This is a genomic window from Thermostichus lividus PCC 6715 (genome assembly GCF_002754935.1).
GTDB lineage: Bacteria > Cyanobacteriota > Cyanobacteriia > Thermosynechococcales > Thermosynechococcaceae > Thermosynechococcus > Thermosynechococcus lividus.
This window is the reverse complement of sequence record NZ_CP018092.1, coordinates 276,383-299,284: the sequence shown is the minus strand read 5'-3', so window position 1 is coordinate 299,284 and position 22,902 is coordinate 276,383. Positions and strand designations below refer to the sequence as shown.

The window sequence follows — 22,902 nt, the reverse complement described above, 5'->3', positions numbered from 1 at the left end:
ACTGCCCTAAGTCACCCTAAAGCATAGTATAGCTCGATGGTTCTTGACCCTGAGTTTAGCGGGAGGTGGCAAAAAACTCACGGATAGTTGCGGCAATGTGGGCAATCGTAGCATCGCTTAACTCTGGCCAAATGGGTAGGCTGAGGACTTCCCCCGCAAGGCGATCGCTCACGGGATTGGGCGGATATTGCCCCTTGTACATGGGACAGTGATCTTGGGGAATGGGATAATAAATCATTGAACTAATGCCTGCGGCTTTAAGAAAAGCAGCTAGGCGATCGCGATCGCCATGGAGCACGCGCACCGTGTATTGATGAAAAACATGACCGGGGACGATTTCAGGCGTTACTAACCCCTCAATTCCGGCTAATTCGCGGTTATAGGTAGCTGCCACCCGTCGCCGTTCTTGGTTCCAGCGATCAATATGGGGAAGTTTCACCCGCAAAATGGCTGCCTGCACGCTATCTAGGCGCGAGTTATACCCTAGGGTTTCATGGTGGTAGCGTTGCCGTGAACCATGGACGCGCAGCATGCGTGCCTGTCCTGCCAGCTCATCATCATTGGTGGTAATTAAGCCGCCATCGCCATAGGCACCTAAGTTTTTGGTAGGAAAAAATGAAAATGCCCCCATGGTTCCGATCGCCCCGGTCAAACGATTGGCCAACAATGCCTGGGTTGATTCAGCACACTGGCACTGGTCGCAGGGGGGCAATAGCGGGCACCAAAGGATTGGGCACAGTCTTCAATAATGGCTAATTTGTACGTCTGTGCCAATTCGTGGATTTCACCCATGGCAGCAGGGCGGCCAAACAAATGTACCGGCATGATAGCCTTGGTGCGCGGAGTAATCGCAGCGGTAATATTAGCGGGGTTAAGGTTAAAGGAGCGCAAATTCACATCCACAAAGACCGGGCGTGCCCCCACCAAGCTAATTGACTCCGCTGTGGCAAAAAAAGAAAAAGGGGTGGTAATCACCTCATCACCACTGCCAATCCCGAGGCTACGCAACGCAATCACCAGCGCATCGGTGCCGGAATTCACGGCAACGGCATGACGCACCCCCAAATAAGCGGCCACCTCGGCTTCAAAGGCATGAACCTCAGGCCCAAGGATAAACTGTCCGGAAGCTAGCACCTCGGCAATGGCGCGATCAATTTCAGGTTGTAGGCTTTGGTACTGTGCCTTCAGATCAAGAATCGGAATGGTATCCATTTACTTGCGATTGAATACGTGTTGAGAACGTGTTTGTAAGATAGTGAGACAGAGACACTATCGCGCAACGCTAGGTTCAAACGGGCTGCAATCATCCTCTCACCAAAGCACAGCCAGTGGCTAGGGTGTCCTCAAAAACAGCAATTGCTCAGTGGGAAAATGATCAAGGTAATAGCCGTGCTGCGCCAGAATGACTAGGAGGTGTAAACCACAGTCTGGTTTGAGGTGGAGATCCGCCCAAGGGATTGCAACTTCGAGGCACGTCTCTAGGGCGTATCGAGCATGGGTGATCCGAGGCTGCCATTGGTCGTTGGCGATCGCCTCGCTAAACTCAATGCATTGACGTTCGATGTCAATGACCAGTTGGTGGTGATACAAGTAATTGAGGGGTGGCTCGTCAGGATACTCCTTTAGGGACAGTCGGCTATTGTAGGTCACCACATTGGGGTAGTACCAGCAAAAGTGGACGGTGCCAATCTCGGTACCAAAGGGCTGCTTTTGAGCAGGGGCATCCAGCCGCATATAGATGTTAAGGTGATCAACACCATACCAGAGGCGGTTGATCAGGGTTTGCCGGTGCATCGTGCCACGGTTGCCGCCAATGTGAATCCGCCCCGCAAAGTTCCAGTCCTGTTCGTCACCACGCCCATCAATTTGCGGGTGAATAAACCCTTGGGGAGGATAAGTATCCTTAGCTTCGTGAACTTCAAGTGGCTCATTTAAGTACTCGGGCACCGGCTCGCCAAGAGCCTCGTACAGTGCAATTAAATGTTCGCGAAATAGCTGATCGAACATGGCATCGTGATTGGAGGAATGCCCCTCACCAAACCACCAAAACCAATCAGAGCCTTCAGCCGCCAAGAGGGCTTCCCACGCGGCTGGGTTGGCCTGCTCTGTTGCGTCAGGATGGTGTTCAAGGGCTTGGCGTGCCGCCGCCAAGTAATCCCAGGCTTTGTTTTTGACCGGATCCCCAATCCACGTACAGAAATTACCGTCAATCCATGAACCACTGTGGAGCGATTCGCCCGCCAGCACAGCTCGCGGCGGATGGGTTTGCAAATATTCGGCTACAGAGACACACTGCAAGTGCGGATGATCACTGAGCAACTGGTAAAGGGTTTCCAGAAAGGGTAAGCCATCGCGAGGATAGTACTCCCAGCAGTTTTCGCCATCGAGGGCGATCGTCACTAGCCACGGTTGCTCAAGGGCAGTGCCGCCGGTTCCTTCGTAAGCCAACAGGTGCTGCCGAATGCCCTCTAACTGTTGAATCAAGTCTGCTGCCGCTGTTTCAGGGGATATGGCACTGTAGGTAAAGCCAATTAAATCGGAGAGACGGTGATCACGAAAGATAATGTTCAAATCGCCACTGCTGGTGGTGAGCCGATAGGGTTGGTACAAAACCGCCGCCTCTTGAACCACCCCTGCTTCATTGCGGTGAAAGTAGGTACCGGTCGTCCACCCTAAGACCGCTTCATCGGAGCAAATCCACTCAAATCCCTGCTCAATGATGGCGGGTAAAATGGCGGGGCTGACAGACTGTTCGGAGGGCCATAACCCACGGGGGGCACACCCAAAATAGTGTTCGTAGAGCACGCGCGATCGCCGCAGGTGCCGGGACACATCGTGGGGATACTGAAAGCGGTGCTGAGGCAGGGTTATCTGCGGAACGGCCACCTTTGCGGCATCGGTATCCACCAGTAAGGGCAAGATGGGATGTGTGTAGGGGGTGGTCGTTACCTCTATTTGACCGGCCTCTTGCAAAGCGCGATGCTGAGGCACAATTTGCCGCAGAATGTCCCGCTGTTTGGAAATAATCCGCTGGCGATCGCTGAGGCTGAAGTTTCGTCCTTGGGCAAGCCACTGACTCACCTCTTCCTCCTGCCAATAGAACGGATCAATCCATGCCAGATTGTGCCATGCCAGCAGATCGCCATAGTCTTGGGGGTGCCAGTGCTGCCAACACCACACTGCCCCTTCCGTCTGCCGTTGCTCGTAGAGTTCGCGATAGCGGGGATGGGGATCAATCATCGTGCGGTGGTGGGCATCAAAAAAATGCTCAATGATAAACCACCGCTGTTGATCCGTGAGTTGCTCAACAGGGGTGAGGGCGGCGGTCAGGTACGGGTCTAGTGCCACACCATTGACATAATCTTCTATTTGCAAAATCAGAGAGGGCACTAAATTGACGGTTTGCTTGAGGCGGGGATACTTCGCTAGCACTAGAATTAAATCTAGGTAATCTTTAGTGCCATGCAAGCGCACCCACGGCAGAAGATACTGACCTGTACGGCAACTTTTGTAGAGGGGTTGATGCTGGTGCCAAACAAAGGCAATGTGTAAGGGATACGCCACAAACGCACCTTAGGTAACGCTACCCTCTAGTATTTCAGGGAATTTTGCCCTCTAGCCAAGTTGTTACACACTTTGACATACTCCCCGCCCTAAAGGATAGAAGTCGCTCTAACGTGCTAAAATAACCTCGTTCTGTAGCACATGAGACACCGTCTTGACCCAGGCGACTGATCTTCCGGGCATAGATTCCCCAAAAATTGATGAATTTTTACAAGAATTAGCCACCATCCAGAATGCCGGTCCCAAGCGAATTGCCCTTTTGGGGTCGCGTCATGTGCCTATTACTCATCAGCACCTGATTGAAATGATGAGTTATGCATTGGTTTTGGCAGGCAACCGTCTGATGACCTCCGGTGCTCTGGGAACGAATGCAGCGGCGATTCGCGGTGCCATGCGGGCAAACCCCAACTTGTTAACGGTGATTCTGCCCCAGAGCCTAGAACGACAACCGCGGGAGTCGCGGCAGCAGCTTGACAAGGTGATGCACTTGGTTGAAAAACCTGAGAATGATCAACTTCCCTTGGGGGAAGCCAGTGCGCTATGTAACCAAGAAATTGTTTCCCGCTGTCAACAACTGATCTGTTTTGCCTTTCACGATAGCCATACCCTTCTGCAAACCTGTGAATTGGCAGAGGAACAGCATAAGGTGGTAACGCTTTTCTATTTTGATTAGTTATTGTGCTGATTCTGATGATTCATTGATCAGGGGTCACCCCAAGGAATTAGGTGGCACAGCAAATGTGCAAACTGTTTTCGGTTTAACAGTCAATGATTGGCACGATCGTTTAGAGTAGCGAGTAATACACTGTAAAATCATCAGACTAAATCAACTGTGGCTCAGCCGTCTAGGTTTGAAGACAGTACAGCTGCAATGCCTCTCCTAACGATCAACAGCACGTTGAGGGAGTTGTTGCACGATCGCCTGTTAGAGAGCATTTTTAGCTTTAGTAGCCAAGGAATGCTTTTACTAGGGGTAGATGCGACCCGTCCTTGCTATCAGGTGCTCAGTGTCAATGCAGTTGCACAGCAGCTTTTAGGGCAATACCTGCCAAGGGCAGACCTCCTGCAGAATGAGCGCCTAGTGGCTTGCTTAAACCAATGCTGGCAGCAGCAAGTGAGCGTTCAACACTGTTATCGCCGTCTCTGTTTCAGCTTTATCCCCCTGCCAGAAGACAGTGGGAGAACTACAACTGGTTTTATCCTTGGCCTGCTCGATAAAGACACGAGTCGTAGCCCTATTTATGAAAATCCGGCACGATTGAGCCAACTGCTAGATCAATTACTGGGATTTATTTTTTCCTGCGAAAGTATGCCACCTTGGCGACTCACCTATCTGAGTCAGGGGTGCTATGCTGTGACCGGCTATACGCCTACCGATTTCTTGAGCCGTGGCGATCAGGGGCTGAATGAAATTACCTATCCTCAGGACTTGCCGCAGGTACTGGCAACTATTGAGCAGGCGATCGCCCACGCCAGCCCCTATGAAATCGAGTATCGCATTCACCATCGGGATGGGCATCTACGCTGGGTGCGGGAGCAAGGCATACCGGTGCTGGATAGCCTTGGCCGCGTCATTGCCATTGATGGGGCGATCGCCGACATCACCCTCTGGAAAGAGCTAGAGTACGCCCTCGAACAACCCATCGCTGGCCTGAATCAGTGGGTTGGCAGTGATTTTGTCTGTCATTTGGCTCAATTTCTCAGCCAGCAGTTGGGTGTGGATCATGTCCTGATTGGGGAGATCAGCGGTCGAAATAATGATTGGGTCACCACAGTTGCCTACTGCTGTCAGGGCGAACTGCACCCGCCCCTGAGCTACTGTCTGGCCGATACACCCTGTGCTGGTGTTCTCCATGCCGATACCTGTTTTTACAGCCAAGGGGTCGCTCGCCTGTTTCCTAAGGATGAGATGCTGGCCACAGCTGGGGTTGAAGCCTACATTGGGATCCCCTTGCGCAACTCCTTAGGCGAAACCCTTGGGTTGGTGGCGATTATGCACTCACAGCCTCTTGAGCGGGTCGCCTACATTGAGGGGCTGCTGAAAATTTTTGGGGTGCGCCTTACCGCAGAACTAGAGCGCATCCGTGCTGAGCGTGCCCTGAAAGCCCACGAAGCGCATCTAGAGCAGCAACTGCGCTACGAAAAGTTAATCAGTACCGTTGCCAGCGAGTTTATTAATCTGCCCTTGGGCAACATCCCTGAAGGGATTCACAAGGTTTTGCGTCTATTGGGGGAGATCACTGCCGCCGATCGCAGCTATCTTTTTGAGCGAGACACCCCAACCCTAAGGAGCTTCTCGAATACCTATGAGTGGTGTGCAGCAGACATCGAACCCCAACAAGACACTCTTCAGGGGGTTGCCAGCACGGACTTCCCCCTCTTTTTTCAGCAACTGTACACCCAGGGGCACGTGCTTTGGCCGCGCGTGACAGACCTGCCCTTAGATCTCCGCGATCGCGCTGGCTTAGACGCCCAAGGGATTCAGTCCCTCATTGTGGTTGCGCTGCGCCGTGGCTCTGAAATCATTGGTTTTCTGGGCTTAGATTTTGTGAGGCAAGCGCGGCAGGAGTTAGAGACCCTGTTGCCCCTGATGGAGGTGATGGCTGCCACCTTTACCAATGTGCTGGAGCGCCAAGAAACGGAGCGATCGCTGCGAGCCGCTGAAAGCAAATACCGCAGTATTTTTGAAAATGCTGTAGAGGGGATGTTTCAGTCTACGCCGGAGGGTCGCTATTTGGCAGTGAATCCTGCTTTGGCGCGCATGTATGGCTATGCGTCTCCCGATGAACTCATCAATACTGTTCAGCACATTCCTACTCAGATCTATGTTGACCCCCAGCGACGGCAAGACTTTGTCGCAGCTCTGGAGCAGCATCCCACCCTCAGCAACTTTGAATCCCAAGTGTATCGGAAGGATGGCTCCATTATTTGGGTTTCGGAGCACGCCCGCGTCGTTCGCAATGAGGCAGGGCAGGTCTGCTACTACGAAGGTACAGTCGAAGACATTACCCAAAGCAAACTAGCAGCGGCTCAGCTTCAGCAAGCCACGGCAGAGATGGAAGCGATTTTTGCGGTGTATCCCGATCGTTACTTTCGGATTGCGGCGGACACAACGATTTTGGACTATAAGGGGGGCGCTCATGCCGAACTCTACGTGCCTGAGTCAGAACTGCTGGGGCGTTCAATGTTTGAGTTCCTGCCCACCTCAGTTGCTAAGCAATTTCAGGATGCCATTGGTCAAGTGCTGCGCGATCGCGCCCTGTCGACGCTGACCTACTCACTCCCCTACCCCCAGGGAGAGCAATTTTTTGAAGCCCGCCTGTTGCCATTCCAAGATGACGAAGTCGTGGCCTTTGTCCGCAATATTAGCGATCGCATTCGACTGGACGCAGAACTCCGCTGCGCTGAAGCCCAGTACCGCAGTATTTTTGAAAATGCCACCGAAGGCATCTTCCAGTCCACCCCCGATGGTTACTACCTGAACGTTAACCCGGCTCTAGCGCGCATCTATGGCTATGAATCACCTGCGCAACTGCAAGCTGAACTGACAGATATTGCCCATCAACTGTATGTCGATGCCCGACGACGCGACGAATTTGTCCAAGCTCTTGTGAAAAACGGTATTGTGACCAACTTTGAGTCCCAAGTGTATCGTCGCGATGGCCAGATTATTTGGATCTCTGAAAATGCCCGGGCAGTTTACGATGACGACGGTCGCCTTGCTTATTTTGAAGGCACCGTTGTTGATATTACCGAGCGCAAACTCTCAGAACGCACGATTCACTATCAAGCCTTTCATGATCTCCTGACGGGGCTACCGAACCGCGCCCTCTTTGACGATCGCCTCTCCCTTGCCTTAGCGGAATCCCGGCGGTCGCAGCAGGGGGTGGGGGTGATGTTTCTGGATCTAGACCGCTTCAAAGTGATTAACGATACCCTTGGCCATGCCATTGGCGATCAACTCCTGCAACAGGTGGCTGAGCGACTAGTGCACTGCCTACGGGAAACTGACACCATTGCCCGCTGGGGGGGCGATGAATTTACCATTCTGCTGCCGATGGTGCACCACAGTGATGATTTAGCCATTGTGGCCGAGCGAATTCTCCACGCCCTAAAGCCCGAGTTTATTTTAGATGGCCACCATCTCCACATCACCACCAGTATTGGCATTGCTATGTACCCTGATCATGGCGAGTCAGTCGATCTACTGCTGCGGAATGCAGATACGGCACTCTACCGTGCCAAGGAAACCGGACGGAATACCTACCAGTTCTACACCGACAGCTTTAACTCTGCCGCCCATGCCCTACTGCGCCTTGAAAATGACCTGCACACTGCCCTCAGCTTTGAAGAGCTGTGCCTTTACTATCAGCCCCAACTTGAGCTGAAACGGCGACAGATTCACCACATCGAAGCCCTTGTGCGTTGGCAGCATCCCACGCAAGGGTTACTTGGCCCTGGGCGATTTATTAATATGGCAGAAGAAAATGGTTTAATTTTACCCATTGGCGACTGGGCGCTCCGCCGCGCCTGTCATGACTGTCAAGCATGGCAACGCCAAGGATTAGCAGGGGTCGGGGTTGCGGTGAACCTCTCCTCGCGGCAGTTTTTGCACCCAAACCTGCTTGAGGAAATTCAGCAGAGTCTTGCGGCCTCTCGGTTGCCACCGCACCTGCTCACCTTAGAAATTACCGAATCAACCGCTATTCACAACGTCAACCTCACCCAACAAATTCTCAGTCATTTGCGCGCCCTTGGGGTGGGCATTATCCTTGACGACTTTGGCACGGGATATGCCTCCCTCACCTATCTCAAACACTTTCCGATTACGGGGCTGAAGATTGATCGCTCCTTTGTGGAAGATATTGTCAGCGATCGCCAAGATCAAGCTATTACCAAAGCCATCATTGATCTGGCAAAAGGACTGGGGTTGCCCATCGTGGCCGAAGGGGTGGAAACAGTCGCGCAACTAGAGCAACTTACTGCTTTGGGGTGTGATGTTATTCAAGGTTTTATTTTCGCTAGACCCATGCCCTACGCGGAATTGATTGAGTGGGTACAGACCGCACCCCCTAGAATAGAGTGTTAAGGCGACGTATTCGGAGGCTGAGCCATGAGTCTAAACGTTGTGCATCTGGTTGGTCGGGTGGGGGGCGATCCGGAGGTGCGCTACTTTGAATCCGGCAGTGTCAAATGCCGCCTCACCCTGGCGGTCAACCGTCCCAGCAAAGACGACCAACCCGACTGGTTTAATTTAGAAATTTGGGGTAAAACGGCACAAGTTGCTGCCGACTACGTTCGCAAAGGCACCCTCCTTGGCGTCAAAGGTAGCCTCAAGTTTGATCGCTGGCAAGACCGCGCCACCGGTGTCGATCGCTCCACCCCCGTCATCTTGGTTGATCGCATGGAGCTGCTGAGTTCAAGGCGCGATAGCGATCCCACTGCGGTGCCCTCTGGGTATATGCCCGATCGCTAGGGGATACGATGGCATGGTGGCTACGTCTATGCAAGTTGCACGTGCCTCCTCCGGCAACCGTTTACCACAGCTATGAGCAACTCACCCCGTAACCTGTGGCATACCATGACGCAAACTCTCACCCAAGCGGTAGAGACGGTACAGGCACGGTTTGATTGGAGCCAAGTACCGGTTCAGGAGACTGCACGCAAAACGGAACTCTGGGTTGAGGGAGCCGGGGCACACCGTAGGTATCCCCTCTTGGGCGATCGCTACATCCTTGGCCGCAGTCGCACCAAGGCCGATATTATCATTGACAGCGAAATTGTCAGTGGTTGTCATGCCGAACTGCGGCGGTTGACCCCCACAGGGGTCTTTGAGATTCGGGATTTAGACTCCACCAATGGCCTATACCGGGGGCGGCAGAAAATGGCGGTGGATGTGCTCCACGATGGGGATGTGCTGACCCTAGGGCCGCCAGAACTGCAAAATGGGGTCACCCTGCGGTTTGTGAACCCACCGCCTCGCTGGGTAAAGGGGGTGTGCTACAGTCTGTACGGCCTGCTGGGGGTGAGCCTACTCGCGGGGGGATCATCACTGCCGAAGCAGCGAAGGTTTCTGTGCATCCCATCCCAGCCATTGAGCAAGGCCCCATTGTTCTCCTCGATCGCCAAGGGCAGCCGGTGAACCCTGTGGAGAGTCGGCCTCACCAAGAACTGCGCCACCTTAAGGAGTTCTCCCCCTATCTGATCCATGGGGTGCTCGCTTCCGAAGATTCGCGGTATTACTGGCATTTTGGGATGGATCCCCTCGGTCTGGCGCGAGCAGTTATCACCAATGTGCGCGGCGGCGAGTTACGGGAAGGAGCCAGTACCCTCTCACAGCAATTGGCACGCACTCTCTTTCGCTCTTACGTGGGCACTGATGACTCCCTAGGGCGCAAGTGGCGGGAAATGGTCGTTGCCCTAAAGCTAGAGGCCTTTTATAGCAAGGATGAATTACTGTTGACCTACCTGAACCGGGTGTATTTGGGGGTAGGGAACACAGGCTTTGAAGATGCTGCCCAGTTCTTTTTTGGCAAGTCCGCTAAAGACCTCACCCTTAATGAGGCGGCAACACTGGTGGGTATTTTGCCAGCACCGAACCGCTTTAACCCCGTGCGGGATTACGATGCCGCAGTGGATTATCGAAATCGGGTGCTGTTGCGGATGGTACAGCAGGGGCGGATTAGCAAGGAAGATGCCGATCGCGCCCGGCGATCGCGCATTGAACTTAGCCCTAAAGCCAAGGAGGTGTTTGCGGCGCAGCGTGCTCCCTACTACACCGATCAGGTGTACCACGAGTTGGATCGGCTATTGGGTGACGACCTAGCCCGGGAAGGGAACCTAATTGTACAGACAGGGTTAGACCCCACTTGGCAGGCCACTGCCGAAGCCAGCCTCAAAACCTTTATCAATGAGGTTGCGCTCAGCTACGGCGTTAGTCAAGGGGCAATCCTCACCCTCGAACCGAGTACGGGGCTGATCCGTGCCCTTGTGGGCGGGGTTGACTACCAAAAAAGCCAGTTTAACCGCGCAACCCTAGCGATGCGCCAACCTGGCTCCACCTTCAAAATTTTTGTCTTTGCTGAAGCCCTGCGGCAGGGGCGATCGCCCCACGAGACCCTGTCGTGCGAGCCGGTATTTTGGCAGGGGCAACGCTTTGAGGGCTGCCGCCACGGGGGAGGCGCCATGGATTTAGCCACTGCCCTTGCCCTCTCAGAAAACCCCATTGCCCTGCGGCTGGCTCAGGAGGTCGGGCTACAGCCCACGATTCAACTGGCGCAACGGATGGGGCTGAGCACCCCTCTGCAAGCGGTACCCGGTTTAGTGCTGGGGCAAAGCGAAACTACCCTCCTAGAGATGAGTGGTGCCTTTGCTGTCCTCGCCAATGCTGGCAAGCGGATTCCTCCCCACACCATTCTTGAGGTGCGCGACGGCAGCGACTGTACCACCCCCACCGCTTGGCAGACCTGCCGGGTGATCTATCAGGCCAAGACAGAGGCACCTCAGCCGGTGCTCGAGATGGCGATCGCCAACCAGATGACCGACCTATTGACCGCTGTCGTGAGTCGGGGCACCGGTCGCGCGGCAGCACTGAGCTGGCCTGTCGCAGGCAAAACGGGCACCACCAACGATGGGCGGGATCTGTGGTTTATTGGCTATGTTCCTGCTGCAGATGTTCTCACGGGGATTTGGCTAGGCAACGACGATAACAGCCCTACCCAAGGGAGTAGTGGCCTAGCTGCTGCCCTGTGGGGGGACTATATGGGGCAAGTGCTGCAGTAAAGCGCCTACTGCTAAAATTCTGCCTGCTTGCCCTTAGCAGCGACAGCCAGATAAGCTACGATGAACGGGATTGCTGGTATTGCTGAGAGGCGATCGCCATGGCGGATGTGCATACTCTGAGCGAATTCCATCGTCGCTATCCTACGGGCAGCTTGGTCAGTGAACTGCTACAAATTCATGACGACCTCTTTATTGTCAAAACCTCCCTCTTGGTCGGGGGCAGTGTTCTGGCCACGGGAATGGCCGCCGCCCCCACCCTTGAGCAGGCAGAGGATAGCGCCCGGCAACGGGCATTGCAACTGCTGGGGATTCACCTACCCCTACAAACCCAAGCTGAGTTAATTGCCGCAGACCCATCTCCTCAACGCGCCGCTTTAGGGGCAGCACCATGGCCGGAGGACGAGACCTCAGAGCTGATGTTAGAGCCTGCTCCTCCACCCGTTGCGCGGCGGGGTAGGGCTGCCAACAAACCCGCCGCAGAGAAAGTGGCTCCGAAACAGGAACCAGTGGACTTTGCCGATGAAATTGCCCAAACCACCGTTGAGATGAAACGCCTTGGCTGGACGGACGCCCAAGGTCGTGCGTGTTTGCTAGAGCGCTATGGCAAGCGATCGCGCCAACAACTGAGTGATGAGGAACTTCTCGACTTCCTACACTTTTTGCAACGCCAACCCAGCCCTGGGGAACCCTCGTTTTAGGCCAATATAGGCCAATGCTAGAACAAACTAGAATCAATACGTAAAGAATATTTATACTCTGATTGAAACTTAAAGAAAAGCTATAGATTTTTACCGCACCCCTGATCCCGCCCTTAGCCTCTTTACCATGGGGAATGTTGCTGTCGAGGAAAAATCAGTGCTTGGGCGCTTTGATCTCCAAGAGTCTAGTTCGCTAGTTGCGCTTGACAACCGTCGTCAATGGATAATGCGACTCGTGCTGCTGATGAGTCTCTTTACGCTCGTTTTGATGGCCGTTGGCAGTGCCACCCGCGTTATGGATGCCGGTCTGGCCTGTCCCGATTGGCCCCTGTGTTTTGGCACCTTGGTTCCCCAAAAGCAAATGAACCTACAGGTCTTCCTAGAGTGGTTTCATCGTCTGCTAGCGACGAGCTTGGGCGGGATGGCGATCGCCTTTGCGGGGTTGAGCATTGCATGGCGACACGCCTTGCCCCGTTGGTTACCCTATGCGGCGGCCAGCGCCCTTGCTCTTGTGGTGCTTCAGGGGATTCTCGGTGGCTTGACCGTAACAGAACTGCTGCGGTTTGAAGTGGTCACGGCTCACTTGGGCATGGGGCTGCTTTTCTTTTGCCTGTTGGTCAGTATCACGGTGGGGCTGGTGCCGTTTCAGGGAACCGGCACATCGCGGTGGCTAAGGTTAACTGCTGCCATTGCAACGGTGTGTGTCTATGGCCAGAGCATCCTCGGCGGGCTGGTGTCTTCCCAATGGGCTGTGCATCAGTGCCTGTACGGCGATCGCCTGTGTCATGTGCTCAATAGCCACTTATTAGGGGTTGCGCCGGCCACCTTAAGCGTTCTTGCCGTGGTGACTGTTGCATGGCGTAGCCCCGCCTTGGCAACTGTACTGCGGCAGCTCAGTTTTAGTTTGCTGTTTGTTATTGCGGCTCAAATTGGTTTAGGGGTAGCAACGTTCCAACTCAAGCTACAGGTGCCGCCGCTCACCGTAGCGCACCAGCTTGTTGGGGCAACTCTCCTTGGCTTACTGGTGGCCTTGACTACCCTTGCCGGGCGCGATCGCGCTAACTCTGCCGCCAATGGGGCGATCGCCCCCTAGCACCCTACAGGACTGACCCTATGCCAGAAACTATCTTGACAGCCACCACGCCTCGGGCTTGGCAAAGTCTATTGGCAGATTATTGGCAACTGACCAAGCCCCGCTTAATCCTCCTGTTTTTGATTACCACCGCTGCCGCTATGGTGGTGGCCAGTGAAGGCACTGTCTCACCGTGGTTACTCCTTGTCACCTTGCTGAGTGGTGCCTGTGCCGCGGGAGCCGCCAACACCATTAACTGCCTCTACGATCGCGATATTGATGCAATCATGGAGCGTACTCGCCATCGCCCCCTGCCATCGGGACGGGTGTCGCCCCTAGAAGCCTTACTTTTTGCCCTCACCCTCGCGGCGATCGCCTTTATTCTCCTCGCCGTCTTTGCAAACCTCCTGAGTGCGTGCTTAGCCATGGCGGGTATTGCGGTTTATGTGGGGGTCTATACCCACTGGCTAAAGCGCTCTTCCCCTCAGAATATTGTCATTGGCGGTGCCGCTGGTGCCATTCCTCCCCTTGTGGGCTGGGCAGCCGTCACCGGTGAACTCAGTTGGGCAGCGTGGGTGCTTTTTGCCATTATTTTTATCTGGACTCCCCCCCACTTTTGGCCCTTGGCCATGCTCATCCAAGACGATTATGCCCGGGTGAACGTGCCAATGTTACCGGTGGTCGATGGCGACGCGACCACTGCACGGCAAATTTTCCTCTATACCCTTGCGTTAGTTCCAACCTCCCTATTGCTGATCTATCCCTGTGGTGTGGTGGGCTGGGGCTACGGTCTAGCAGCGATCGCCTTGGGGGGAGGGTTTCTCTATCGCGCTTGGCACCTCACCCAAGTCCCCAGTGACAAAGAGCGGGCGCGCTCCCTCTTCAAATTTTCGATTTTGTATATGATGCTCCTGTGTGGTGCCATGGCCTTAGATCGGATGCTTCTAGCCCAGCTTGATCTGAGCCCTGCAACCGAGTTACAGACCTTGACCTGTTTGTTGCCTTGGAGCTAACTGCATGGACACCCCCGCAAGCCTCTACCGCGACGACTACATCGAGTGCGATCGCCATGGCCTCACCATTCACCACTGCTGCACCAATGTGAAACAGGCGGTATAATCTAGGTAAATAAAACGTAATAATCCTTAACAATTTACCCTAGACTGCCGTGACCACCCTGCTACAACGCTTCATCCTCATTTCCCCCTTCTTCTTCTGGGGAACAGCAATGGTGGCCATGAAAGAGGTGCTGCCCCATACCTCCCCCTTCTTTGTTGCAGGGGTGCGACTAGTGCCCGCCGGAGTGCTTGTGATCCTTTTAGCGATCGCCTTGGGGAAACCGCAACCAAGTACCCCTAAGGCATGGGGCTGGATTCTCCTATTTGCAGTAGTGGATGGGTTATTATTTCAGGGATTTTTAGCCACTGGCTTAGCCAAGACCGGGGCAGGGCTAGGCTCAGTGATGATTGACTCCCAACCCTTGGCGGTGGCCTTGCTTGCTCGCTGGCTCTACGCTGAGCGCGTCGGGGGGTGGGGCTGGCTGGGATTAGGGCTAGGGGTGCTGGGCATTAGCTGCATTGGCCTAGGGGACGATCTACTGCACCTGCTACAACAGCCGCAACCGTTCGCCGCCATTTCTTGGCACCACTGGGGGCAGCGAGGCGAATTGTGGATGCTCTTAGCGGCGCTCTCAATGGCAGTGGGGACGATTTTGATGCGGCCAGTGGCACGCCATGTCGATCCGATTGTGGCCACCGGCTGGCATATGGTCTTGGGGGGGCTACCCCTGTTGGCGATCGCCAGCCTACACCAGCCAGCACCGTGGTTGAACCTGCACCTTGGGGATCTCCTCAATCTAGGGTATGCCACCGTCTTTGGCAGTGCCATTGCCTACGGTGTGTTCTTTTACTTTGCGGCCCAAGGCAACCTAACCAGCCTGAGTGCCCTCACCTTTTTAACCCCGGTGTTTGCCCTCACCTTTGGCCATCTGCTCTTGGCAGAAACCCTGAGTCGGCTACAATTGCTAGGGGTTGGTTTCACCCTCATCAGCATCTACCTCATTAATCAGCGCCACGTGCTCGGGAGCCAATGGCAGCAGTTACCCCTATCCAGACAATTACGCCCCTCAGAGACTGTTACAGTCAACGTATCAGATCACTCCTAAACAATGCTCAAACGGGAACTGGGTCTCACGGGAGCCATCCTCACGGGTCTTGGCTCCATGATCGGCACGGGTATTTTTGTCAGTCTCGGGATTGCAGCGGGCATCGCTGGCTCATGGGTATTAGTTGCCCTCGCCTTAGCGGCTGGACTGGCATTGTGCAATGGGTTAAGCAGCGCCCAACTGGCGGCCAGCCACCCCCTCAGTGGCGGCACCTATGAGTATGGCTATCGCTACCTTAGCCCCGCCTTGGGGTTCACCGCGGGCTGGATGTTTCTGGTGGCCAAGTCAGCCTCAGCCGCTACTGCCGCCTTAGGGTGTATGGGTTATCTGTTAAGCGTGCTGCCAGCAGTCAACCTCGATGATTCGGCGCCTGTCGTTGGTGCCATCGCCTTAATTTGGCTGCTCACTGGGGTGGTCATTTTAGGGGTGCGCCGCTCCAGCCACGTCAATCTAGCCATTCTCACCGTCACGTTCTTAAGCTTATTGACCTTTGTCATTGTGGCAGCGCAGTACGCCCAACGCCAAGCTTGGGTAGGATTAACCCTAGGCTGGGATCCCTTGCGGTTACCGGATGTCCTCCAGGCCACCGCCCTGATGTTTGTGGCCTACAGCGGCTACGCCCGTATTACCGTTCTCGGCGAGGAAGTGAAAGCCCCCCAGCAAACGATTCCCCGCGCCATTGGTGTGACTATTGGCCTTGTGATGTTGCTCTACGGTGCTGTTACTGTTGTCGCCCTAGCTGGGGTAGGGCCAACCGCGTTGGGGCAGGCTGCCCATCAGCAAGCCGCTCCCCTAGAGGTACTGGTGACTAGTTTTGGTGTCCCTTGGGTGCGTCCTTTCATTGCTATGGGTGCCATTTCTGCCATGGTTGGTATTTTGCTCAACCTGATCCTTGGCCTGTCGCGGATGGTGTTGGCCATGGCACGGCGGGGAGATTTACCAGCGGTATTGGCGCAGATTAGTCTGGAGGGATCTCGACCCACGGCGGCCATTCTGACGGTCAGTTTGGGGATTTGTCTGCTCGTGCTCCTTGGCAATGTCAAAACCACCTGGTCGTTTAGCGCCTTCAGTGTCTTGATTTACTATGCCATTACCAACTGGGCTGCACTACAACTGCCAGAGGGCGATCGCCAGTTTCCCCGCTGGTTAGCAATTGTCGGGCTAGTGGGCTGTGGCGGGCTTACCGTTTGGGTGGAGCCAGTGGTGTGGTGCAGCGGCAGTGGCCTCATTGTCATCGGTTTGGCGTGGCACTATTGGCGGCGCAAAGGAAACGCCGCTTGAAACTGCTTGCGGGTCATCGGTTGGGTTACCTCCAGCCCCTCCCCCCCTAGAACCCGTAACGGCTCTCCAGCCACAGAAATCCACACAGGAGCCTCGGGATCATTCGCTGTTGCAGTAAAGATCACTTGGCCTAAACGTCCTTGCATTGAGGTGCTACCACCGCCACGGGTAAACTCTCTTGACACATCAATATGAATCCCATCCGCCTTGACCTCGACGCGATTCAATCGCGTATTTTCAGGAATACTGGTGGCCACATCTGCATTGACCGGCCCAGCAAATAACCGCTCCAGTCGGGACTTGATCAAGAGTTCTGGTTGGGCTGGGTCACCTTCAAGGCGGACTGTCGTTGGCACCAATACCAATGCATCTCCCTCACTCACCAGCCAAAACACTTGCGTGTCCTGCTGTCGAGCAACATCGGTGGGGGTGGGTTGCGGCTGTGGGTCATCAAACCGTGGTGGATTGAGGGTGAGCCATACTGCCGTCCCTGCTGAGGCCAAGCCGACTGCCGCTAGCACAATTAGAGCAGGACGGGAACGAGTCACTTTCGAGATCACTGGCTTGTCTCCTTGCTGGAGTGCACCTAACTACCTTGGGACGCAATGCATCGATGTATCGGTTCCCTATACTTTAGCTTGTAGCAGATAAATAGGGCAGGGCTAAATAGAAACTGGTAATGGTTTTGGCATCGACCACCTGACCACTGCGAATAGCCGCTTCAAAATCGGGAATACTGAACTCTAGGGTTTCAATGTGCTCATCATCATCCTGCGCTGGAGGGGTGGCTAAGGGTTCAAGATCGGTGGCCAAATAGGCGTAGATGACTTCATCGGAGTAGCCAGGGGCAATGTAAAACTCGCCAAGGGGTTGCCACTGGTGGGCACGGTAGCCCGTTTCCTCCTGTATTTCCCGCTCAATGGTCTTAAAGGGATTTTCATGATCCTCTACGGTACCTGCCGGAAATTCAAGGAGATACTTCTCAGTAGCAAAACGGTATTGTTTCACCAGTACCAGATGACCACTAGGGGTTACAGGCACCGCCAAAGCACCCCCTGGATGCCGCACCGTTCCCATCACTGCCACTGCACCGTGAGGGAGGCGATACTGATTGACCTCAAACGTAAACTTGCGACTACGGCAGAAACAATGACGTTCGAGCACCTCAGCGGGACTGTGGGTGTTACTCATCCTTAGCTCACCAGTTGGCGATCCGTGAGGATTTCATAGCCTGTCTTGGTAACCAAGACAGTATGCTCAAACTGGGCTGACAGGGAATTGTCCACCGTCACCGCTGTCCAGCGATCCTGCAAAATTCGCACCTGCTTCGACCCAGCGTTCACAATGGGTTCAATGGCAAGGGTCATCCCTGAGCGCAGTCGCACATTCTTCAATTCATTCGTGCGAAAGTTAAACACTGACGGTTCTTCGTGAAGATTGCGCCCTACCCCATGGCCAGTAAAATCCTCAACCACAACAAACCCATTGGCTTCCACGTAGTCTTGAATGGCTCCCGCCAAATCCATCAGGTAGTTGCCTTCTTTGACTTGCTCAATCCCCCGATAGAGTGCTTCTTCGGCTACTTTGACTAATTTACTGGCACTCTCCGACACCTGACCCACGGCAATGGTAATGCAGGAGTCACCATGGAACCCATTGTAGTAAGCGCCAGTATCGATTTTCACAATATCGCCGTTGCGGATTACCTTGCGGGGGCTGGGGATACCGTGAACCACTTCATTATTAATTGAGGCGCAAATGGAAGCCGGAAACCCTTGGTAACCCTTAAAACTGGGGGTAGCTCCCATCTCCCGAATTCGCTGCTCCGCATAGGCATCAAGATCGGCGGTGGTCATCCCGGGCTTGATGATCTCGGAAATTTCTTTCAAGACGGTAGCCACAATCCGTGAGGCTTGCCGCATAATGTCAATTTCCCGCTTAGATTTAATTTCAATCCCACGGCGGGGGCGGGTTTGCACGGGAGTGGTGGGGGGAGTGAGCAGATTACCAAGGATATTCATGAGTGTGAGCCAAGGGCAACCGAACAATGATTCCTTTTCAGGATAACGCTGTTCTGGTCGCAAGGGAATCGAGGGAACTCAGCGGCGGAAATGGTCGTGATACATTTGCTTAAAGCGTTGCTGTTGCACGTGGTGATCGACGATGGGGGGCGGATAGCCACAGCGATGACGCTCCAACGGAGAAATACTCCCGGATAGTAACTCTGGCGTGTCAACCGAGCGCAGTTCCGGTAGCCACCGACGGATATAGTCGGCATCGGGGTCAAATTTTTGTGCTTGGCTCATGGGATTAAAAATGCGCAGTGGCTTTGGATCCATGCCACTGGAGGCACTCCACTGCCAGCCGCCATTGTTTGCGGCTAAATCGCCATCGATGAGGCGCTGCATAAAATACCGCTCCCCCCACTGTGGATTAATGATTAAGTCCTTTGTGAGAAAGCTGGCGACAATCATGCGACAGCGGTTGTGCATCCAACCGGTTTCGTTCAACTGGCGCATGGCGGCATCCACTATCGGGTAGCCGGTCTCGCCGCGACACCAAGCCTCAAACTGTGATATGTCATTTACCCACGGAAAGCTGGCAAACCCTTGACGATAGGGACGTTCGGCCAACTCTGGAAACCAGTAGAGGGCGTGCTGATAGAATTCCCGCCAGGCCAGTTCCTGCTGCCACGTGCGAATACTCGCACGGGCTTCATCACTACGGGCGTGCTCGAGGGCTGCTTCACTGGCGGCCCAGACGGTGCGAATGCCGATCACGCCAAATTTTAAGGCAGGGCTTAATAGGGCAGTGCCGGGTCGCCCGGGGTAGTTCCGCTGCTCACCGTATTCGTAAATGGCGTGCTGGCTGAAGTGCGCGAGCTGTTGGGCTGCTGCTGCTTCTCCTGGAGCTAAAATCAACTCCCCCGACCAGTCAAAGCCTAAGTCATGGGTGCTGGGCAAGGGGATGCTCGCTATTTCGGTGGCCTCTAGGGGGGCAAAGTCTGGTGGCGGTGGCACGGGAGCGGCTTTGGGCAGGGCTGACCAATTGCGCCAAAAGGGGGTATAGACAGTGTAGGGCTGTCCCTGTTGGGTTTGCACAGCACTGGGGGGGTGCAATAGCTGATCCCACTGGCGGTGAACGGCGATGCCAAGGTCATTTAGGGTGGCGGCAACGACGCGATCGCGCTCTCTGGCGTAGGGTTCCACGTCTTCGTGCCAGTGTACCGCTGTGGCCTTTAAGGTGGTGGCCACCTCTGGGATCACTTGCCGCGGATCCCCCTGCACCATGAGCAGACAGCCTCCCCGTTGCTGGTACGCTTCCTTGAGCGCCTGTAGGCACCCCAGCAAGTAGGCCACCCGCACTGCGGCCACATCTTGCCCTTGCAGCAGTGCTGGGTCAAAACAGAAGACCCCAACCACCGTTGGGGTGTGCTGCCGCGCTGCGTACAAACCTAAGTTATCGGCAAGGCGCAGGTCGCGGCGGTGCCAAAACAGATGTAGGGGGTAACTCATCCAAACCTCCGGCAACCCCGTTAGCAAGGGGAGGATGTCAAGGCATCTTTAACATCTTAAAAGATAGAGGTAATGCAGTTATGGGTGGCCGCCTTCAGCTCTGGCGGTTCCTCGTTGGGGTCAAGCTGACGAAACTGCTCATAGGGCATGGTTTCTTGGAGGCGGTTAATGACGCAGGTGCAGTAGCGATCGCCGCGATCGCCAAAGCCGGCAGGTGCTTGCGCCGCAAACTTAGGTTCACAGTCAGCCATAAAGGCAGCAACCGCTTCTGGTGGGTAAGTATTGGGTGTATTTGCTATAGTGGGCAGCGCCCCAAGGCATAGGCTGCTGGCTCCTAGCAAGGCAGCAAAACGTTTCACCGCAGGTCTCCTAAAAAGGGTATTTCTAATTTTGCCAAAGGACTCTCTGCTGCAAATTCAAATTTTTATTGAGGCAATGGACAAGACAAACGGCTTTGCCTATACTTAGCTATACTTAGTTGCTCAACCCGATTCCTAGCCGCAGAATATCTGGGGAACACGAAAGCAGGATCCAGTCTTGGGACGTGCCCAAGGGTTCTGATGTTTTTTAGAGCCTACAGATATTTAGCACAGGCTTCTTGTTTTTCTGTCTTGAGTTATTTGCTAAGGAGGCTCCCATTTCTGAACCACTTTCCCTAACCCAAAGCTTACGGGGAACCCGTGAGGTGCGTGATGACTACCAAGTTTTCCGCCTGACGGGTCTCATCGATGCCTTCTCGGAGTCTGCCTTCCGCAAAGTCATTACCAAGTGCTTTGACGATGGCCCAGCAAACATTATCCTTGACCTCTCGAAAATTGAATTTCTTGATAGTTCAGGCTTGGGAGTTCTTGTCCAACTAGCCAAAAAGGCACAGGAGCACCAAGGGCAACTCCAGATTGTCACCAATCCACGGGTGACCCAAACCGTAAAAATGGTACGGCTCGAAAAATTTCTGCCCCTCCAGCCAGATTTGGCCACGGCGATCGCCCAGATTACGGATCAACCCTCTGCCTCGTAACGTCGCTCTATGGTTGCAGTCCTCAGGGGCGATGTCTCAGCCCCATGGTTATGATGGCGTCTGCCCCTTTTTTACCCATTGTGTCGGATGCAATTGCTGCTCAGCGCTTGTCCCCTTCTGCCCTTGCTTACTTTGGGGATGCGGTCTATGAGCTGTTTATTCGCTTTATCTTTTTGACTCCCCCCCAACGGATCAATGCCTACCACCACCAAGTCGTGGCACATGTCCGTGCTGAAAGCCAAGCTCGCTACATGGACATTCTGTGGCCCCACTGCACCGCCGCAGAGCTGACGATCTTTCGCCAAGGTCGCAATGCGGCGGCGGATGGCCCCAAACGGGTGCCCGCTAAAATCTATCGCCAAGCAACGGGGTTTGAAGCACTCTTGGGCTATCTCTATCTCACGGATCCGCAACGACTACAAGACGTTTTAGCTCTGCTAGAGCAGCATATTCGGGCAGAGGTAGCCGCAGCGGAATCGCTGTAATGAAATGTAACCACAGCGTGATAGGATGCTTAGTGGCCAGTTTGAGGCATCTCAAGATGCTCCGCGTGCTGCTGTGACGGTTCCCCATTCGGCATCTGCGCCCTCCCCTTCAACAACTGTTCCTAACCAGAGTGCAACTGGTGGAGCGATGGCGGAGTTTTACCAACTCTGTCGCGAATTATTCACGACAAGCTTGGTATTGATGGCGATCGCCTTTGGGACTGTCTGGGTCATCTACGACCTAAACACAGCCTTAAACTACTTACTGGGAGCAAGTGCCAGCCTGATTTATTTGCGCTTACTTGCTCGCAATGTGGAACGCTTGGGACATGACCAGAAAAAGCTAGGAAAGACACAGCTTCTCGTTGTGGTGGCGGTCATTATTTTGGCTGCCCGCTGGCACGAGTTGCACATTATTCCCGTATTTTTGGGATTTTTGACCTACAAAGCCGCCATTCTGGTCTATATGCTTCGTACGGTTTTGCCGTCCCCCTAACGACTGGCTTTGTTGTGCTTAGAACATTACGTGCGGAGGCATGATGCCTTTGATACACCTTTGGACCTCTCTCCCCGTTGCCAAACTCGAGGTGGGTCATCACTTCTACTGGCATATTGGCAACCTCAAGGTTCACGGTCAAGTGTTCATCACCACATGGATTGTGATGGGCATATTGATCGTGGCGGCTCTTGCGGCCTCCCGGAATATTCAGCGGGTTCCCAGTGGTATCCAAAACCTCATGGAATATGCCCTTGAATTTATCCGTGACTTGACCAAAAGCCAGATGGGTGAACACGAATACCGTGCTTGGGTTCCCTTTGTGGGAACACTGTTCCTGTTCATTTTTGTCTGTAACTGGTCAGGGGCGCTGGTGCCGTGGAAACTCATTGAGTTACCAGAAGGGGAATTGGCAGCACCCACCAATGACATTAATACCACTGTTGCCCTTGCGTTGTTGGTCTCCTTGGCTTACTTTTACGCAGGGCTGCGGAAGCGGGGGCTAAAGTATTTCACTAAATACATTGAGCCAACACCGGTATTGCTTCCTATTGCCATTTTGGAAGATTTTACAAAACCTCTTTCCCTGAGCTTCCGTCTTTTTGGCAACATCTTGGCGGATGAACTGGTGGTAGGGGTCTTGGTGTTGCTTGTTCCCCTGTTTGTGCCGTTACCGGTCATGGCGTTGGGGTTATTCACCAGTGCCATCCAAGCCCTTGTCTTTGCAACATTGGCCGCCACCTACATTGGTGAGGCAATGGAAGGGCATGGGGGAGAGCACGAAGAGGCTCACTCCTAAAGGGTACATACCCTGCTATTGTTATCTT

At 54.3% G+C, this 22,902-nt stretch carries 18 protein-coding genes and 2 pseudogenes; 13 read left to right on the top strand and 7 right to left on the bottom strand.

The features are described 5' to 3' along the window. Nucleotides 1–55: 55 nt before the first annotated feature. Together BRW62_RS14960 and BRW62_RS01525 are read right to left on the bottom strand one after the other, a co-directional pair. A pseudogene (locus BRW62_RS14960) lies at nt 56–1,212 on the bottom strand (DegT/DnrJ/EryC1/StrS family aminotransferase). A 120-nt stretch (nt 1,213–1,332) separates the two neighbouring features. Next, nucleotides 1,333–3,564: a glycoside hydrolase gene (locus BRW62_RS01525; protein ID WP_099797858.1), complete on the bottom strand. Its 2,232-nt coding sequence runs from the start codon at nt 3,562–3,564 to the stop codon at nt 1,333–1,335. Between the two features lie 154 nt (nt 3,565–3,718). Between BRW62_RS01525 and BRW62_RS01520 the strand changes: the two genes are divergently transcribed. From BRW62_RS01520 to BRW62_RS01480, 9 genes and pseudogenes are all read left to right on the top strand, one after another. After that, nucleotides 3,719–4,237, top strand: coding sequence for a DNA recombination-mediator protein A (locus tag BRW62_RS01520; RefSeq protein WP_099797856.1), 519 nt, complete (start codon nt 3,719–3,721; stop codon nt 4,235–4,237). Between the two features lie 198 nt (nt 4,238–4,435). Continuing rightward, nucleotides 4,436–8,653 carry an EAL domain-containing protein gene (locus BRW62_RS01515; RefSeq protein ID WP_099797854.1) on the top strand — a complete coding sequence of 1,406 codons (4,218 nt, stop codon included), beginning with the start codon at nt 4,436–4,438 and terminating at the stop codon, nt 8,651–8,653. A gap of 24 nt (nt 8,654–8,677) precedes the next feature. Beyond that, nucleotides 8,678–9,040 carry a single-stranded DNA-binding protein gene (locus BRW62_RS01510; RefSeq protein ID WP_099797852.1) on the top strand — a complete coding sequence of 121 codons (363 nt, stop codon included), beginning with the start codon at nt 8,678–8,680 and terminating at the stop codon, nt 9,038–9,040. Between the two features lie 72 nt (nt 9,041–9,112). Next, nucleotides 9,113–11,346 (top strand): annotated as a pseudogene (locus tag BRW62_RS01505) (transglycosylase domain-containing protein). Between the two features lie 98 nt (nt 11,347–11,444). After that, nucleotides 11,445–12,044, top strand: coding sequence for a hypothetical protein (locus BRW62_RS01500; protein ID WP_198406090.1), 600 nt, complete (start codon nt 11,445–11,447; stop codon nt 12,042–12,044). Nucleotides 12,045–12,171: 127 nt separating this feature from the next. After that, on the top strand, nt 12,172–13,137 hold the full coding sequence (locus tag BRW62_RS01495; protein ID WP_099797850.1) for a COX15/CtaA family protein: 966 nt from the start codon (nt 12,172–12,174) through the stop codon (nt 13,135–13,137). Between the two features lie 20 nt (nt 13,138–13,157). Beyond that, complete coding sequence (locus BRW62_RS01490; RefSeq protein ID WP_099797848.1) at nt 13,158–14,129, top strand: heme o synthase; 972 nt, start codon at nt 13,158–13,160, stop codon at nt 14,127–14,129. A gap of 155 nt (nt 14,130–14,284) precedes the next feature. Then, nucleotides 14,285–15,280, top strand: a complete 996-nt coding sequence (locus BRW62_RS01485; protein ID WP_099797846.1) for a DMT family transporter — start codon at nt 14,285–14,287, stop codon at nt 15,278–15,280. A 3-nt stretch (nt 15,281–15,283) separates the two neighbouring features. After that, nucleotides 15,284–16,561 carry an APC family permease gene (locus tag BRW62_RS01480; protein ID WP_099797844.1) on the top strand — a complete coding sequence of 426 codons (1,278 nt, stop codon included), beginning with the start codon at nt 15,284–15,286 and terminating at the stop codon, nt 16,559–16,561. On the opposite strand, the gene BRW62_RS01475 is transcribed toward BRW62_RS01480, so the two are convergent. From BRW62_RS01475 to BRW62_RS01455, 5 genes are all read right to left on the bottom strand, one after another. Then, entirely contained in the window at nt 16,531–17,109 is a 579-nt protein-coding gene (locus tag BRW62_RS01475; protein ID WP_198406089.1) for a GerMN domain-containing protein, read from the bottom strand. The two genes, BRW62_RS01480 and BRW62_RS01475, sit on opposite strands and share 31 nt — an antisense overlap. Nucleotides 17,110–17,194: 85 nt before the next feature. Continuing rightward, on the bottom strand, nt 17,195–17,752 hold the full coding sequence (locus BRW62_RS01470) for an NUDIX hydrolase (protein WP_099797842.1): 558 nt from the start codon (nt 17,750–17,752) through the stop codon (nt 17,195–17,197). Nucleotides 17,753–17,754: 2 nt separating this feature from the next. Continuing rightward, the gene (map, locus tag BRW62_RS01465) at nt 17,755–18,582 is read right to left on the bottom strand and encodes a type I methionyl aminopeptidase (protein WP_099797840.1); all 828 of its coding nucleotides are present in this window, start codon (nt 18,580–18,582) and stop codon (nt 17,755–17,757) included. 78 nt (nt 18,583–18,660) lie between these two features. Next, nucleotides 18,661–20,076 (bottom strand): FAD-binding domain-containing protein, encoded by a 1,416-nt coding sequence (locus tag BRW62_RS01460; RefSeq protein WP_099797838.1) that lies wholly within the window; start codon nt 20,074–20,076, stop codon nt 18,661–18,663. Nucleotides 20,077–20,132: 56 nt separating this feature from the next. Then, nucleotides 20,133–20,435 carry a hypothetical protein gene (locus BRW62_RS01455; protein WP_099797836.1) on the bottom strand — a complete coding sequence of 101 codons (303 nt, stop codon included), beginning with the start codon at nt 20,433–20,435 and terminating at the stop codon, nt 20,133–20,135. 278 nt (nt 20,436–20,713) lie between these two features. Between BRW62_RS01455 and BRW62_RS01450 the strand changes: the two genes are divergently transcribed. The 4 genes from BRW62_RS01450 to atpB all read left to right on the top strand — a co-directional run bounded on the left by BRW62_RS01450 (nt 20,714) and on the right by atpB (nt 22,874). Beyond that, nucleotides 20,714–21,094: an STAS domain-containing protein gene (locus BRW62_RS01450; RefSeq protein ID WP_099799788.1), complete on the top strand. Its 381-nt coding sequence runs from the start codon at nt 20,714–20,716 to the stop codon at nt 21,092–21,094. 50 nt (nt 21,095–21,144) lie between these two features. Next, nucleotides 21,145–21,579, top strand: coding sequence for a Mini-ribonuclease 3 (locus BRW62_RS01445; protein ID WP_099799787.1), 435 nt, complete (start codon nt 21,145–21,147; stop codon nt 21,577–21,579). A 148-nt stretch (nt 21,580–21,727) separates the two neighbouring features. Continuing rightward, nucleotides 21,728–22,075: an ATP synthase subunit I gene (locus tag BRW62_RS01440; RefSeq protein ID WP_227517494.1), complete on the top strand. Its 348-nt coding sequence runs from the start codon at nt 21,728–21,730 to the stop codon at nt 22,073–22,075. Nucleotides 22,076–22,115: 40 nt separating this feature from the next. Beyond that, complete coding sequence (atpB, locus tag BRW62_RS01435; RefSeq protein WP_099797832.1) at nt 22,116–22,874, top strand: F0F1 ATP synthase subunit A; 759 nt, start codon at nt 22,116–22,118, stop codon at nt 22,872–22,874. Nucleotides 22,875–22,902 lie beyond the last annotated feature (28 nt).

Excerpts from the sequence above, each read along its gene's own strand:
- BRW62_RS01445 (WP_099799787.1), top strand. The coding sequence starts at position 21,145 with ATGATGGCGTCTGCCCCTTTTTTACCCATTGTGTCGGATGCAATTGCT.
- BRW62_RS01490 (WP_099797848.1), top strand. The coding sequence starts at position 13,158 with ATGCCAGAAACTATCTTGACAGCCACCACGCCTCGGGCTTGGCAAAGT.
- BRW62_RS01480 (WP_099797844.1), top strand. The coding sequence starts at position 15,284 with ATGCTCAAACGGGAACTGGGTCTCACGGGAGCCATCCTCACGGGTCTT.
- BRW62_RS01500 (WP_198406090.1), top strand. The coding sequence starts at position 11,445 with ATGGCGGATGTGCATACTCTGAGCGAATTCCATCGTCGCTATCCTACG.
- BRW62_RS01460 (WP_099797838.1), bottom strand. The coding sequence starts at position 20,076 with ATGAGTTACCCCCTACATCTGTTTTGGCACCGCCGCGACCTGCGCCTT.
- atpB (WP_099797832.1), top strand. The coding sequence starts at position 22,116 with ATGATGCCTTTGATACACCTTTGGACCTCTCTCCCCGTTGCCAAACTC.
- map (WP_099797840.1), bottom strand. The coding sequence starts at position 18,582 with ATGAATATCCTTGGTAATCTGCTCACTCCCCCCACCACTCCCGTGCAA.
- BRW62_RS01515 (WP_099797854.1), top strand. The coding sequence starts at position 4,436 with ATGCCTCTCCTAACGATCAACAGCACGTTGAGGGAGTTGTTGCACGAT.
- BRW62_RS01470 (WP_099797842.1), bottom strand. The coding sequence starts at position 17,752 with ATGAGTAACACCCACAGTCCCGCTGAGGTGCTCGAACGTCATTGTTTC.
- BRW62_RS01495 (WP_099797850.1), top strand. The coding sequence starts at position 12,172 with ATGGGGAATGTTGCTGTCGAGGAAAAATCAGTGCTTGGGCGCTTTGAT.
- BRW62_RS01510 (WP_099797852.1), top strand. The coding sequence starts at position 8,678 with ATGAGTCTAAACGTTGTGCATCTGGTTGGTCGGGTGGGGGGCGATCCG.
- BRW62_RS01440 (WP_227517494.1), top strand. The coding sequence starts at position 21,728 with ATGGCGGAGTTTTACCAACTCTGTCGCGAATTATTCACGACAAGCTTG.